Below are 13,924 nucleotides of genomic sequence, written 5' to 3'. Positions count from 1 at the left end.
CCGCATCCCCACGGGGGTGCGGCCCGGCCTTCGTCGTGCCGGGCCCCGTGCGGAACTCCTGCCGGGGCCCGCGGCGAACTCCTGCCGGGACGGGGCCCGTCCGGGCCGGGACGGTGTCAGGAACCGCGTCCGGGAGGGGTGTTGGAGGCGTGCCCGGCCGAATCCGTCGGCCGCTACCCCTTGTGCGGAAGGGTCCGAGTGGACTAAACCTCTGTTTCAGCTTGGTCCAGACCATTAAGTGCTGACTCAGAGAGAGCCACGGGGTCTTCTCGTATGCGCATGCCCAGCCGCACGGCCGCCCTCCTCGCCGCCCTCACGGTGGCGACCCTGGCGGCGGCTCCCGCCGCCCAGGCCCACGACGACCACCACGCCCCCCGCCTGAAGGGCCAGCGCGTCGGCTACTTCACCCAGTGGGGCATCTACAGCGGCTTCTCCGCCAAGAAGGTGCAGGACTCCGGCCAGGCCGGGAAGCTCACCGTCATCAACTACGCCTTCGGCAACGTCTCCTCGGACGGCACCTGCTTCGAGGCGAACGCGGCCGGCGTCGGTGACGCCTGGGCCGACTACCAGCGCCCGGTCGGCGCCGAGGAGTCGGTGGACGGCGTCGCCGACACCGCCGAGCAGCCCCTCAAGGGCAACTTCAACCAGCTGCGCAAGCTCAAGGCCAAGAACCCCCAGCTCAAGTCGGTCATCTCGCTGGGTGGTTGGAGCTGGTCGAAGTACTTCTCGGACGCCGCGCTCACCGACGCCTCGCGCAAGAAGTTCGTCGCCTCCTGCATCGACCTGTACATCAAGGGCAACCTGCCGCAGCTCGGCTCGGCCGAGGGCGGGGCCGGCGCCGGCGCGGGCACCTTCGACGGCATCGACATCGACTGGGAGTACCCGGGCGGCGGCGGTGACGCCGGCAACATCGTGCGTCCGGAGGACGGGCGCAACTACACCCTGCTGATGCAGGAGTTCCGCAAGCAGCTGGACGCGCTGAGCGGCCGCAAGGGCCCGCACTACCTGCTGACCGCCGCCGTCGCCTCCAACGAGGGCCGCGCCGACCAGCTGGAGCTGCGCAAGGTCGCCAAGTCGGTGGACTGGCTCAACCTGATGACCTACGACCTGCACGGCAGCTGGGACACCCTGGGGCCGACCAACCACAACGCGAACCTGTACGCGGACAAGGCCGACCCGGCCACCGACAACAAGTTCTACAGCGTCGACCGGGTGGTCCAGCACTACCTGGACAACGGCCTCCCGGCCGACAAGGCCGTGCTCGGCGTGCCGTTCTACGGCTACGGCTGGACGGGCGTGCCGGCCGGCACCCGCAACGGCCTCTTCCAGCCGGCGGCCGGCCTGGCCCGGGGCGGCAGCCTGCCCTACAACCAGATCAAGGACCTGCCCGGCAAGGTCAGTTACGACCGCCAGCACGGGGCGACCTGGAAGTACGACGGCACCGAGTTCTGGTCCTTCGACACCCCCGAGCTGCTCACCCGCAAGGCGGAGTACTCGCGCTGGAACGACCTGGCCGGCGTGATGGCCTGGGCGCTCGACAACGACGACGCCCAGGGCTCGCTGGTGAAGGCGCTCGACAAGGGCCTGCAGGGCCGCTGAGAAGGCCGCGGGACGACGCGGGGGCCGTCCGGAGTGGGGAGAAGGTCCCACTCCGGGCGGCCCCCGCCGTGCTCCGTGCTCAGACGCGGTCGCAGGCCTGGGCCCGCAGCGCCCGGGCCAGGTCGTCCCGGCACTCCAGGACGAGCCGGCGCAGCGCGGGCGCCGCGTCCGGGTGGCCGGTCAGCCAGGCGTCGGCGGCGGCCAGCGTCCGCGTGCTGATCTGCAGCCGGGGGAAGAAGCCGCCGACGACCCGCATCGCGATCTCGATGGTGCGCTCCGCCCAGATCCGCTCCAGCACCCCGAAGTACCGCTCGGCGTACGGGGCGGTGAGCTCGCGCTGCCCGGCCGGGGCGAAGCCCGCGATCTGCGCCTCCACCAGGGCGTTGGGCAGCTCGTCCGAGTCGATCACGGCCGACCAGGCGGCGGCCTTGGCCTCGGCGGTGGGGCGGGCGGCCAGGCACTGGGTGTACTGCCGCCGGCCGCCGGCGGTGTTGTCGGCGGCGAGTTCGCCGGCCAGCTCCTCCTCGGTCGCGTCGCCGGCCGCGGCGAGCGCCAGCCAGAACGACCAGCGCAGCTCCTGGTCGACGGTCAGGCCGTCGATCCGGGCGCTGCCGGCCAGCAGGCCGCGGACCAGCCGCAGGTGCTCGGAGCCGCTCGCGGTCTGGGCCAGGAAGCGTGCCCAGGCCAGCTGGTGGTCGCCGCCGGGCGCGGCGGCGCGCAGCTCGCGCAGCGCGCCCTCGGCGAGCAGCCGGCCGCCCTCGGCCCGCCAGGCCGGGTCGGCGTAGAGGTCGACCGCGCCCTTGACCTGCTGGTGCAGGGACTGCAGGACGCCGATGTTGGACTCCTGCCCGGCGAACCGCAGCACCAGCGCCACGTAGTCGCGGGCCGGCATCAGGCCGTCCCGGGTGAGGTTCCAGACCGCCGACCAGGCGAGGGCCCGGGCGAGGCCGTCGGTGATGTCGCCGAGCCCGGTGCGCAGGGTCTCCAGCGACTCCGCGTCGAAGCGGATCTTGCAGTAGGTGAGGTCGTCGTCGTTGAGCAGCACCAGGGCCGGCCGGGGCCGCCCGGCGAGTTCGGCGACGACGGTGCGGGCGCCGGTGACGTCCAGCTCGATCCGGTCGGTGCGCACCAGGGCCCCGTCGGCGTCCCGGTCGTAGCAGCCGACCGCGACCCGGTGCGGGCGCTGCGGCTCGCCGTCCTGGAGGACGGCGAGTTCGGTGATCCGGCCCTCCGCGTCGACGGTGAGCTGCGGGGTGAGCGCGTTGACGCCGGCGGTCTGCAGCCAGGCGCGGGCCCAGGAGGTGAGGTCGCGCCCGCTGGTCCCCTCCAGCGCGCCGAGCAGGTCGTCCAGGACGGTGTTGCCGTACGCGTGCTGCTTGAAGTAGCGCCGGGCGCCCTCGAAGAAGGCGTCCCGCCCGACGTACGCCACCAGCTGCTTGAGCACCGCGGCGCCCTTGGCGTAGGTGATGCCGTCGAAGTTGAGCTTGGCGTCCTCCAGGTCCCGGATGTCGGCGGTGATCGGGTGGGTGGTCGGGAACTGGTCCTGCCGGTAGGCCCAGGCCTTGCGCTGGTTGGCGAAGGTGATCCAGGCCGAGCGGTACTTGGTGCCGGCGGCCAGCAGCGCGTACGAGCCCATGAAGTCGGCGAAGGACTCCTTCAGCCACAGGTCGTCCCACCAGCGCATGGTGACCAGGTCGCCGAACCACATGTGCGCCATCTCGTGCAGGACGACGTTGGCCCGGCCCTCGTAGGCGGCCTCGGTGACCTTCGAGCGGAAGATGAACTCCTCGCGGAAGGTCACGCAGCCGGGGTTCTCCATCGCGCCGATGTTGTACTCGGGGACGAAGGCCTGGTCGTACTTGCCGAACGGGTACGGGTAGTCGAACTCCTGGTGGAAGTAGTCCAGGCCCTGCTTGGTGACGCCGAGGATCTCGTCCGCGTCGAAGTAGGGGGCCAGCGACCGGCGGCAGAGCGCCGAGAGCGGGATCTCCAGGGTGCTGCCGTCGGGCAGTTCGCGGCTGTAGTGGTCGCGCTCGACGTGGTACGGGCCGGCCACCACGGCGGTGAGGTAGGTCGAGATCGGCCGGGTCGGCGCGAACTCCCAGGTGCGGGCGGCGCCTTCGTCCTTGACGTTCTCGTGGACGGCGTTCGACCAGACGTCCCAGGCGGTGGGCGCGGTCACCGAGAAGGTGAACGGCGCCTTCAGGTCGGGCTGTTCGAAGTCGGCGAAGACCCGGCGGGCGTCGGCCGGCTCGTAGTGGGTGTAGAGGTAGGTCTCGCCGTCCGCGGGGTCGGTGAACCGGTGCAGCCCCTCGCCGGTGCGGCTGTACGCGCAGTCCGCCTCCACCTCCAGGACGTTCTCCGCGGCCAGGCCGTCCAGCGTGATCCGGGCGCCGTCGAAGACCTCGGCCGGGGCCAGCTCGCGGCCGTTGAGGCGGACCGAGCGCACGGCGGGCGCCAGCAGGTCCACGAAGGTGCCGGCGCCCGGCTCCGAGCAGCGGAAGCGGACGGTGGTGCTGGAGCGGAAGGTGCCGGCCGCGGGGTCGGTGGCCGAGGTCACGTCCAGGTGCACCCGGTAGCCGTCCACCTCCAGGATGCCGGCCCGCTGCTGGGCTTCCTCACGGCTCAGGTTCTTGCCCGGCACGGCGGTACTCCTTTGTCCGGCTCGCACGGTGGTGCGTTCTGCGGTCCGCGGGCCGCTGGTCGGCGGCCGGCGCTTTCCCGGGCATCCTTTCACGGGCCCGCCGGTCGGTACCATTGCACAGGCCGGTGGGCGCCGGGCGGAATCAGCGGGCGGGTCGGGGCGTTGGGCCCTTGGGTACTACCCGTGTCCGGAGCCCGACTCACCGAAGGATCACAAGGCCGTGACTGCTGCCGAAGACCGCAAGACCGCCGACTTCTGGTTCGACCCGCTGTGCCCCTGGGCCTGGATGACCTCCCGCTGGCTGATCGAGGTTCAGCAGCTGCGCCCGGTGGACGTGCGCTGGCACGTGATGAGCCTGGCCGTGCTCAACGAGGACAAGGACATCCCGCCGGCCTACCGCGAGCTGCTCGCCGGGGCCTGGGGCGCGGTCCGGGTCTGCATCGCGGCCGCCGAGAAGCACGGCGACGAGGTGCTCGGCCGCCTCTACACCGAGATCGGCACCCGCTTCCACAACGAGGCCCTGCCGCGCGACCGCGCCACCATCGAGGCCGCGCTGGTCGCCGCCGGCCTGCCGGCCGAGCTGGCGGACGCCGCCGACACCGACATCCACGACGAGGCCCTGCGCGCCTCGCACGCCGAGGGCATCGGCCTGGTCGGCGAGGAGGTCGGCACCCCGGTGATCGCGGTCGAGGGCGCGGACGGCGAGCGGGTGGCCTTCTTCGGCCCGGTCGTCACCCCGACCCCGCGCGGCGAGGCCGCCGCCCGGCTGTGGGACGGCACCCTGCTGGTCGCCTCCACCCCGGGCTTCTACGAGATCAAGCGCACCCGTACGGCCGGCCCGTCCTTCGAGTAGGCGGCGCGGGCAGTACGACGAAGGGCCTCGTTCCCGTCCGGACCGGACGGGAACGAGGCCCTTCGTCATGCGGGTCGCGGCCCGCGTGCCGTCAGGGACGCAGCGCGCGGGCGCGGCCGTCGCGGCGCTGCTTGAGGTAGCCGCCCAGCGAGAGCAGCGCGACCAGCACGCCCGCCGCGTACAGCTGCTCGCGGTTGCCCTCGGTGGTGGTCATCAGGCCGAGGATGGCGAGGACGGCCAGCAGCGCGGCCCAGGTCAGGTACGGGAAGCCCCACATCCGGACGGTGAGCAGCTCGGGAGCCTCGCGCTCCAGCCGGCGGCGCATCCGCAGCTGGACGACGCAGATGAAGAACCAGACCACCAGGATGGCCACGCCGGTGGTGTTCATCAGCCAGGTGAACACGGTGTCCGGCCAGAACTTGCCGGCCAGCACGGCGCCGAAGCCGAAGCCGCAGGAGGCGATCACGGCCAGCCGGGGCACGCCGCCGCTGACCTTCGCCAGCGCCTTCGGCCCCTGGCCGCGGGCGACCAGCGAGTACGCCATCCGGGAGGAGCCGTAGATGTTGGCGTTCATCGCGGAGAGCAGCGCGATCAGGACCACGGCCTCCATGATGGTGCCCGCGCCGGGCACGCCCAGGTGCTGGAGGACGGTGACGTACGGGCCGTTCTCGACGATCGCCGGGTCCTTCCAGGAGACCAGCGTGACGACCAGGGCCATCGAGCCGATGTAGAAGATCGCGATCCGCCAGACCGCGGTGCGCACCGCGTTGGCGACGTTGCGCCGCGGGTCCTCGGACTCGGCCGCGGCGATGGTGACCGTCTCCAGGCCGCCGTAGGCGAAGACCGAGGCCAGCAGACCGACGATCAGGCCGCTGGTGCCGTTGGGCAGGAACCCGCCCTGGCCGGTCAGGTTGCCGGTGCCGGGGTGGCCGTCGCCGAGCACGCCGAGCACGCCGAGGGTGCCCAGGACGAGGAAGGCGACGATCGCGGCCACCTTGACGGCGGCGAACCAGAACTCGAACTCGCCGAAGTTCTTCACGGCGGTCAGGTTGCTGGCGCAGAAGAAGGCCATGAAGATGCCGACCCAGACCCAGGCCGAGACGCCCGGCACCCAGCCGTTCATGATCTTGCCGGCCGCGGTGGCCTCGGCGGCGACGCCGCAGCAGAGCATCACCCAGTACATCCAGCCGCTGGTGACCCCGGCCCACGGGCCGAGCTCCTTCTCGGCGTGCACCGAGAAGGAGCCGGAGGCCGGCCTGGCCGCCGACATCTCGCCGAGCATCCGCATGATCAGCATGACCAGCAGGCCGGAGAGGGTGAACGCCAGGATGATGGCGGGGCCGGCGGCCGCGATGCCCGCGCCCGAGCCGACGAAGAGACCGGCCCCGATGACGCCGCCGAGGGCGATCATCGAGAGGTGCCGCTGCTTGAGTCCGTGGGAGAGCTGCCGGCCGTCCGCCGGAGCGGGGGCCGGGGCCGGGGCGGACGTCTCTTCGATCGCCGGCGGCGCGGTGATACGGGCCATGAGGGTGGTCCAGACTGTTCGGATACCGGGTGGAGCGGTCCAATATCCGGTGCCACGTCTGTCCATGCCAAGAAATCCGGGCCGGGGCTCAGCATGCGGACCGGATCATGACGAACGGTGACCGGATCCGTGCCCTCCGGTCACGGTGGGTGCTGTCGGTCACGCCGATCCCGACAACGGCGCCGGGTGGCCCTTTGTCGGTTTCCCTGACGGTGCCACAGCTGCCGGACGCGTAGGTTCACAAGGGTTGACCGGCTTCCAGACTGCGGAGATCCCCGATGGCCACTGCCAGCACCACCGCCAGCACCCCGATACGCACCGGCGCCGTCCTCGCCGACCTGCTGCCCTCGGCGTCCACCCGCCTCGGCGCGCAGGCCCGCGACCTCGCCCTGACGGCAGGCGGCGCGGCCCTCACCGGACTGGCGGCCCAGCTCTCGGTGAACGTCCCCGGCTCGCCCGTCCCGGTCACCGGCCAGACCTTCGCCGCGCTGCTGGTGGGCACCGCCCTCGGCACCCGCCGCGGCATCGCCTCGCTCGGCCTCTACCTGCTGGCCGGCATGGCCGGCCTGCCCTGGTTCGCCCAGGGCACCTCGGGCTGGGCGATGCCCTCGCTCGGCTACGTGATCGGCTTCGTCCTGGCGGCCGGCCTCACCGGGGCGCTCGCCCGTCGCGGCGCCGACCGCAGCCCGCTGCGGACCGCCGGCGCGATGGTCCTCGGCACCCTCGCCATCTACGCCGTCGGCGTCCCGTACCTGGCCGTCGCGCTGCACGTCCCGCTCGCCCGTGCGGCCGAACTCGGCCTCTACCCGTACCTCGTGGGCGACGGTCTGAAGGCCCTGCTGGCGATGGGGGCGCTCCCGCTGGCCTGGAAGCTCCTCAAGCGCGGCTGAGTGCTCCCGGCGCGCCGGTACGCCCCTGGCGGGCCCGCGCGCGCCGGCCCGCCAGGGGCCGCCCGCGCCGTCGGCGGGGCCCGGCGACGGCCGCGCGACGGCGGTGCGAGGCGCGGTCGAGCCCCTGCCGCGGTCGGCCGGAGGCGCATGCCACACTCATACGCATGCGCGTGTACCTGGGTTCCGACCATGCCGGATTCGACCTCAAGAACCACCTCGTCCAGTGGCTGAAGGAGGCCGGCCACGAGCCGGTCGACTGCGGACCGCTCATCTACGACGCCGAGGACGACTACCCGCCGTTCTGCCTGCGCGCCGCCGAGCGCACCGCCGCCGACCCCGAGGCGCTGGGCATCGTGATCGGCGGCTCGGGCAACGGCGAGGCGATCGCCGCCAACAAGGTCAAGGGCGTCCGCGCCGCGCTGGCCTGGAGCGAGCAGACCGCCGAGCTGGGCCGCGAGCACAACAACGCCAACGTGATCAGCATCGGCGGCCGGATGCACACCGAGGACGAGGCGACCAGGTTCGTCGAGATCTTCCTCAACACCCCGTACAGCGGCGCCGACCGGCACACCCGCCGGATCGAGATGCTCAGCGACTACGAGATCACCGGCGAGCTGCCCCCCGTCCCGGCGCACCACCCGCAGGGCTGATCCCCCCTCACGACCACGTACGTACGGCCGGCCGCTCGTCCGCAGCGGCCGGCCGTCGCCGTTCCCGGCCGGCGCGGTGGCCGGGGCCGTCGCGCCCGACCGCCGCGCCCGCCGCGCCCATCCGTCCGGCCGCCGGCGCTCCGCTCCGCCGCCCGCCCGTCCGGCTGCCCCGGTGTCGCCCGGTGGCCCGTCCGGGCAGCCGGAGCTGCCCTTCCGTCCGCCCGGCCCTGCCCTTCCGTCCACCGCCCGGAGCTGGCACGGCAGGGCGTGACTGTGGCGTGCGACACAGCAGCGGCAGCGCCCGGGGGGCGTGCGGGTAACAACGCGCGCGTCCCGCGCACACCGTGCTCCTGTTCCGCCGGCCCACCCGTCCAAGCCTGTTGACGGAACGGTTGGCCGGTGCGGCACTCGGCCGAAACCGGTTGGAGCCCGGCAGGAACTCCCGACGGCACTCGCGCACCCCGTCGACGGCGGCCAGTGCCGGTGGATATGGTCGGACCCCATGGCTGGCAGACCTCCGGGCGCACCGCCCCAGACGACCGCGACGAGGCCCGACGCCGCCCAGGTGGCCACGGACCCCGTCGCGGCCCGGCTGCGCAAATGGCAGCGCAAGGTCCGTCGGAAGCTCCGCACGGCCGGCGTCGACTACTTCCGCGGCGGCGCCGCCGACTGGCCCGTCCTCGGCGCGCTCGCCCTGCTCGTCCCGGTGCTGGTGATGCTCAACGTCTGGGCCCCGGCCTGGGCCCCGCCCACCGCGCTGGTGCTGCCGATCCTGGCCGCCGCGCTGCTGCTGCGCCCCGGCTCCCTGGTGGTCCTCTACGCGCTGGCCGCGGTCGGGCTCTCCGCCGAGTCCGTCATCCACACCGGCGAGCGGGTCGCCAGCGAGAACCCCGACGCCTACACCTACGGCGTCACCCCGGGCGCCGCCCTGGTGGTCGGCGCGGCCGGGGTGGCCGGCCTGCTGCTGGCACAGTTCCGCAGCCGGGTCGGCGTGCCCTGGTGGGGCGGGTCCACGATGCTCTTCGACCTCCGGGAGCGCCTGCGGGTGCAGAGCAGGGTCCCCGAGCTGCCGGCCGGCTGGCACGCCGACATGGCGCTGCGCCCGGCCGGCGGTCAGTCCTTCTCGGGGGACTTCGTGGTCGCCTCCCGCACCGGCTCCGCGCAGCGCGTGCTGGAGGTGGTGCTGGCGGACGTCTCGGGCAAGGGCATGGACGCCGGCTCCCGGGCCCTGCTGCTCTCGGGCGCCTTCGGCGGCCTGCTCGGCTCGCTGCCCGCGCACGAGTTCCTGCCCGCGGCCAACGGCTACCTGCTGCGGCAGTCCTGGGAGGAGGGCTTCGCCACCGCCGTCCACCTGGTTCTGGACCTGGACACCGGCGAGTACGAGCTGCTCTCGGCCGGGCACCTGCCCGGCATGCAGCGGCTCTCCGGCGCCGGGCGCTGGGAGGTCAAGGAGACCACCGAGGGCCCGCTGCTCGGGATCTACGACGGCGCCAAGTTCGAGGGCGTCCGGGGCCGGCTGAACCGTGGCGACGTGCTGATGCTCTGCACCGACGGCATGGTCGAGGCGCCCGGCCGGGACCTCTCCGAGGGCATGGACCGGCTGATGGGGGAGGCGGACCGGCTGGTGCCGGGCGCCGGCCCGGCCAGCCGGCACGGCGCTGCCGCCCGCCTGATCGAGACGGTGGCCAAGGACATCAACGACGACCGCGCGGTCCTGCTGCTCTGGCGCGACTGACCCGGGCGGCGGCCGGCCCGGCGCGGCCGTGCGCGGGACGGGGCCGCCCCGGCCCGCGTCACCGGCCCGCCCGCTCGCGGCGCCGCATCGCCGGTGGCGCTCCGCGGGCCCTCCGACCTGGCCGGACGGGTGTCGTCGAGGCGCCGCCGGCCGCCCCTCGCGGGCCGTTCGCCCCGCTGCATGTGCCGCTGTCAACCCCTGTTCGCCGGCGCAGCTGATCTTCGGCCATTCCTGGTCGGCGGTCAGGGGCGCGCCCGCGCCCGGCGCGCGCTCCTGCGGACCGGCGCCGGGCGGTGCCCCCGCACCGTTCAGCGCCGCCCCGCCGACGATCCGTCAGCACCGCTCCGCTATCGTCTCGGTCGGCGGAAATTCGTCTCACATCGCAGGATCTCGGGCTCCTGCTGCCGGTAACACCTTTACGCAACCCGCACGGTCGACCACACTGAGTCCGGGCGGGACTGGTTGTGACTCGGGGACTCGGGGGATTGGGGGCGTCAGGTGCGGCGCGGTATGCACCGTAGGGCCGCCGGGCGCGCCGACCGCGATGCGATCGACCGACTTCCGCCTCGGGACCGTCGGACAGACCGGGGTCCGGCTTCGCACGGAGCTTCTCGGCGAGGCTCCCAATGAAACGAGGAAGTGAGTCCGGGTGGCACTCTCCGTCTCCGCGCTGGTCCTGTTCGGCGTCATCTGCATCATCTTCATCCGCAACAAGCAGCTGAAGATCGGTCACGCGATCCTGGCCGCGCTCTTCGGCTTCATGCTCAACCAGAGCACGGCTGCCAAGCCGATCCAGGACTTCCTCAGCCAGTTGGCCAAGACCATCTCCGGCGTGGCCAGCTGACGGGTCCGCAGGCCCCGGCGGCCTGGACGGGGCCCGACAGGGCTACTGGCCGGCCCGCCGGGCCTGGCGCCACCGGCTGAGCAGTCCGCGCGGGCGCACCCGCGCCGGTCCCGTCACGGGCACCGGCGTCGCTCCGTCATGCCCGGGGGCGGCGGGGGAGAGGCCTTCCGCCGTGCTGAGCAGGACGAACAGGCGGGCCCAGCACAGCCGTTCGCCGCGCGGCCAGTCCAGCGCGCGCAGGGCCGCCGACGCGGCCTCGGAGACCTCACCGTCGACCCGGACCTCGGCCACGTCGTCGCCCGCCTTGCCGCCCAGGAACAGCTTGACGCCGTGGACCGGCGGACCGGTCAGCGCCGGCAGCAGCGCGGGGGCGAGCGCCGGCAGCACCTGGTGCTCCGACAGCCACTGGGCCAGCCGCTCGTTGCCGAAGCCGAACACCGCCGCCGGGCCCTGGACGGCCTGCCAGCCGGGCAGTTCCCGGGGTTCGTAGTGGTCGCCGTGCTCCCCGCGTCTCTCCTGCACCTCGACCAGCGTGGCGGCGGTGGTGGTCGCCCACATCCGGACGGCGTTGGCGAGCTTCTCCTCCTCGGTCTGCCCGAGCCCCGCCGCGCAGTCCCAGACGACGGGGGCGTCCGCCCGGCCGAGCCGCAGGACGAAGCCGAGGTCGACGTGCCCGGCGCCGTCCTGGCCGGGGTGCTCGCGGACGGCCACCGCCGTCCTCCCGGGGCCGCGGACGACGCTGCCCTCGACCGTGAACTCCTGCCCGAGCCGTGCCATCTCCCGGACCACGCTGCGCTGTATGACGTCCAGTCGCTCCTGGGGACGCACGGGACACTCCTCACCCTTGAGGCTCGAACGCCCGGGTGGGGCTCGAACGTACGGTCCGGCGTCGAACTGACGTCGGACGCCAGCGAGGCTATCGGCCGTGGCCCCGGCCGGGAAACCGTCCTCACACGGGCGGCGTCAGCCACTCCTGGAGTTCCACCAGGTTCCCCTCGGGGTCGGTGAGGTACGCCACCCGGAGGCGTCCCCACTGCACCTGGGGCTCGGCCAGCAGCCCGTGCCCCCGGGAGGCGATCCGGGCGGCCGCCTCGTCCACGCTGTCGACCTTGAGCACCACCAGGGCCCGCGGGCCGCCCGGGGCGCCGGCGGCGAGCGCCCCGGCGGGCAGGGCCCGGGCGAAGTGCTCCCGCTGCTGCAGGGTCACGGCCGCCGCCCCGGCCGGCGGGCTGAGCTTGCCGTACGGGCCGCTCTCGTCGTCCTGCTGCGGGGTCAGCCCCAGCACGTCCCGGTAGAAGCGGAAGCAGCTGCCGAAGTCGTCCACGAGCAGCCGTACTTGTGTCAGTTCCATGCTGTCCTCCCCGAGTCCGGCGGCGGCCGGCCGCCGGACGGGAGCCTACGCCCGGGGCGCGGGCCCGGCAGGGGCGGCCCGGGGCCGGGGAGGGCCGGGGAGGGCCGGGGTGGGGCGCCCCGGCTAGCGGGATGCCCCTGTATGCACCATTTTGGGTAGTAATACCCGCCGGCCCGCGCAGGAGCAGACGCCATGACCCGCACCACCCTGAGGCCCCCGCCCCCGCCGTTCGTCCTCACTCCGGACGGCTCCGGCCTCGCCGAGGAGATCGAGGCCTACCTCGCCACGCTCCCCGCCCCGGCCCGGCACCCGGTCGTCCCCTACGTCGCGCCGCTCGGCAGCGTCGTCCAGCCGTGGAACGCCGCCCACCCACTGCCCCGGCCGACTCTCCTGGACCGGATCACCCGCCGCCCGCCCCGGCCCGTCCGCCTGACCGCGGCCGGCCACCTGCGGCTGACCTCCCGCTACATCGGCGCCTTCGGCTGGCTCCAGGGCGCCATGTGGGACGCGGACGGCCGGGTCTGCCTGCTCGGCGCCCAGGCGGCGGTCCTCGCCCACGGCTACGGCACCCCGGCGACCGTCCAGACCGCCCGCGTCCAGGTGATGGAGATCCTGCACGCCACCGGACGCCCGGTCAGCTCGCCCGACGAGTACAACGACCGCCCCACCACCCGCCAGGCCGACATCCACCAGCTGCTCGACCGGGCCGCCGCCCGCGCCCAGTCGCTCGGTCTCTGACCGGCCTGCGGCGAAGGCGCCCGGCCGGACTCCCGCCCGGTGCGCCGGTGGCGGGTGCGAGGGCTCCGGTCGGCTCGTGGCGGCGGCTCCGGGTGTCCGCGGACCGGTGGGGCGCTCGGCTGCTCCCGGTCTCTCGCCGGCCGCTGCGGGAGCTCTTCCCGGCGCTCAGTGCCCCTGCGCGCGGGAGAGCGCGACGACGAAGATCCCGACGGTCGCGAGTGCCGCGAATCCGCCGCCGATGATGCGCACCGTCCTCGGCGTGGCCCCGGAGACCAGGGAGAAGCCGTCGAGAACATCGAAGATCCTCTCCGCCGACCCCCCGACGTTGCACGCGACGAGGAGCCCACCGCCGATGGCGACGGCGAAGGCGAGAACCGCGAGAACCAGCGTGGCCACTTCTGTCTCCAACTGTTCGCCGGGGTCGGTCATTTGTCTGCGGGGGAGGGTACCGCGCCGGTGGCGTGGTGGTCCCCGGCCGGTGTCTCTCGGGGTCCGGGGGCGAAGAGCTGTCCACCGGTACGCGGTCGCCGAGCGGGCCCGTTCGGCGACCGGGGGCGCCGGTGACCTGCCGAGGAGGGGCCGGCCGGAAGGAGATCGACCGAACGGGCACGGCGCGGGCACGCAGCCCTGACCGACCGTGGGAACGCCAGAGGCCCAGGTCGGGGAACGATCCCCTGACCTGGGCCTCTGTCAGCTGAGCGGGCGACGAGAATCGAACTCGCGTGGCTAGTTTGGAAGACTAGGGCTCTACCATTGAGCTACGCCCGCACGCGTGCCCGGGAGCACGCACCCCGCGCCCGTTGCCGGTCGCGAGGACGGGGGCCAGCCTACCTGGTCCGGTCGGGTGTGTGCACACTCCTTTCGCCGTGGCGGCCTCGGAGAATGTCGGCGAGCCGTGAGGGCCCGGCGTGTACGCTTCCTCTCGGCACCACGGGGTGTGGCGCAGTTTGGTAGCGCGTCCGCTTTGGGAGCGGAAGGCCGTCGGTTCGAATCCGGTCACCCCGACAGTGCGGCAGGGTCTCGTCGGACAGGCGGGGCCCTGTTGTCGTTCCCCGGTGCGGGCGCCGTCCGGCGGGGTGTTCCGGGGGCGGTTCC

Annotated in this window: 12 protein-coding genes and 2 tRNA genes; 8 read left to right on the top strand and 6 right to left on the bottom strand. The window is 73.6% G+C overall.

The annotated features are described in order from the left end of the window. The first annotated feature begins 279 nt into the window (after window positions 1-279). Complete coding sequence (locus IE329_RS07695; protein ID WP_190210049.1) at window positions 280-1,599, top strand: glycoside hydrolase family 18 protein; 1,320 nt, start codon at window positions 280-282, stop codon at window positions 1,597-1,599. Between the two features lie 79 nt (window positions 1,600-1,678). Here the strand turns inward: IE329_RS07695 and pepN are convergent, their stop codons facing one another. Beyond that, complete coding sequence (pepN, locus tag IE329_RS07690; RefSeq protein WP_190210048.1) at window positions 1,679-4,243, bottom strand: aminopeptidase N; 2,565 nt, start codon at window positions 4,241-4,243, stop codon at window positions 1,679-1,681. A 220-nt stretch (window positions 4,244-4,463) separates the two neighbouring features. Between pepN and IE329_RS07685 the strand changes: the two genes are divergently transcribed. Further along, a complete protein-coding gene (locus tag IE329_RS07685; RefSeq protein ID WP_190210047.1) occupies window positions 4,464-5,096 on the top strand; it encodes a mycothiol-dependent nitroreductase Rv2466c family protein in 633 nt (210 codons plus the stop codon). 91 nt (window positions 5,097-5,187) lie between these two features. On the opposite strand, the gene IE329_RS07680 is transcribed toward IE329_RS07685, so the two are convergent. After that, window positions 5,188-6,621: an amino acid permease gene (locus IE329_RS07680; protein ID WP_190210046.1), complete on the bottom strand. Its 1,434-nt coding sequence runs from the start codon at window positions 6,619-6,621 to the stop codon at window positions 5,188-5,190. A gap of 278 nt (window positions 6,622-6,899) precedes the next feature. Between IE329_RS07680 and IE329_RS07675 the strand changes: the two genes are divergently transcribed. The 4 genes from IE329_RS07675 (at window position 6,900) to IE329_RS07660 (ending at window position 10,740) form a co-directional block, all read left to right on the top strand. Beyond that, window positions 6,900-7,511, top strand: coding sequence for a biotin transporter BioY (locus tag IE329_RS07675; protein WP_190210045.1), 612 nt, complete (start codon window positions 6,900-6,902; stop codon window positions 7,509-7,511). Between the two features lie 164 nt (window positions 7,512-7,675). Further along, window positions 7,676-8,161, top strand: coding sequence for a ribose-5-phosphate isomerase (locus tag IE329_RS07670; RefSeq protein WP_190210044.1), 486 nt, complete (start codon window positions 7,676-7,678; stop codon window positions 8,159-8,161). Between the two features lie 502 nt (window positions 8,162-8,663). Then, on the top strand, window positions 8,664-9,896 hold the full coding sequence (locus IE329_RS07665; protein WP_190210043.1) for a PP2C family protein-serine/threonine phosphatase: 1,233 nt from the start codon (window positions 8,664-8,666) through the stop codon (window positions 9,894-9,896). 649 nt (window positions 9,897-10,545) lie between these two features. Continuing rightward, window positions 10,546-10,740 (top strand): hypothetical protein, encoded by a 195-nt coding sequence (locus tag IE329_RS07660; RefSeq protein WP_073927841.1) that lies wholly within the window; start codon window positions 10,546-10,548, stop codon window positions 10,738-10,740. 42 nt (window positions 10,741-10,782) lie between these two features. On the opposite strand, the gene IE329_RS07655 is transcribed toward IE329_RS07660, so the two are convergent. Further along, complete coding sequence (locus tag IE329_RS07655) at window positions 10,783-11,568, bottom strand: DUF6348 family protein (RefSeq protein WP_190210042.1); 786 nt, start codon at window positions 11,566-11,568, stop codon at window positions 10,783-10,785. Window positions 11,569-11,689: 121 nt separating this feature from the next. Then, a complete protein-coding gene (locus tag IE329_RS07650) occupies window positions 11,690-12,091 on the bottom strand; it encodes a VOC family protein (protein ID WP_190210041.1) in 402 nt (133 codons plus the stop codon). 192 nt (window positions 12,092-12,283) lie between these two features. Between IE329_RS07650 and IE329_RS07645 the strand changes: the two genes are divergently transcribed. Beyond that, complete coding sequence (locus IE329_RS07645; RefSeq protein ID WP_190210040.1) at window positions 12,284-12,829, top strand: DUF6197 family protein; 546 nt, start codon at window positions 12,284-12,286, stop codon at window positions 12,827-12,829. Window positions 12,830-12,994: 165 nt separating this feature from the next. On the opposite strand, the gene IE329_RS07640 is transcribed toward IE329_RS07645, so the two are convergent. Both IE329_RS07640 and IE329_RS07635 read right to left on the bottom strand, forming a co-directional pair. Beyond that, window positions 12,995-13,258 (bottom strand): hypothetical protein, encoded by a 264-nt coding sequence (locus tag IE329_RS07640; RefSeq protein WP_190210039.1) that lies wholly within the window; start codon window positions 13,256-13,258, stop codon window positions 12,995-12,997. Window positions 13,259-13,526: 268 nt separating this feature from the next. Then, window positions 13,527-13,597 (bottom strand) — tRNA-Gly (locus IE329_RS07635). Between the two features lie 163 nt (window positions 13,598-13,760). Here IE329_RS07635 and IE329_RS07630 point away from each other — a divergent pair. Continuing rightward, window positions 13,761-13,834: transfer RNA gene (locus tag IE329_RS07630), tRNA-Pro, on the top strand. Window positions 13,835-13,924 lie beyond the last annotated feature (90 nt).

It is taken from the genome of Kitasatospora indigofera (assembly GCF_014655955.1).
Taxonomy (GTDB): domain Bacteria; phylum Actinomycetota; class Actinomycetes; order Streptomycetales; family Streptomycetaceae; genus Kitasatospora; species Kitasatospora indigofera.
Note: the sequence above shows the minus strand (reverse complement) of the source record. Positions and strands in the feature narration are given on the sequence as shown.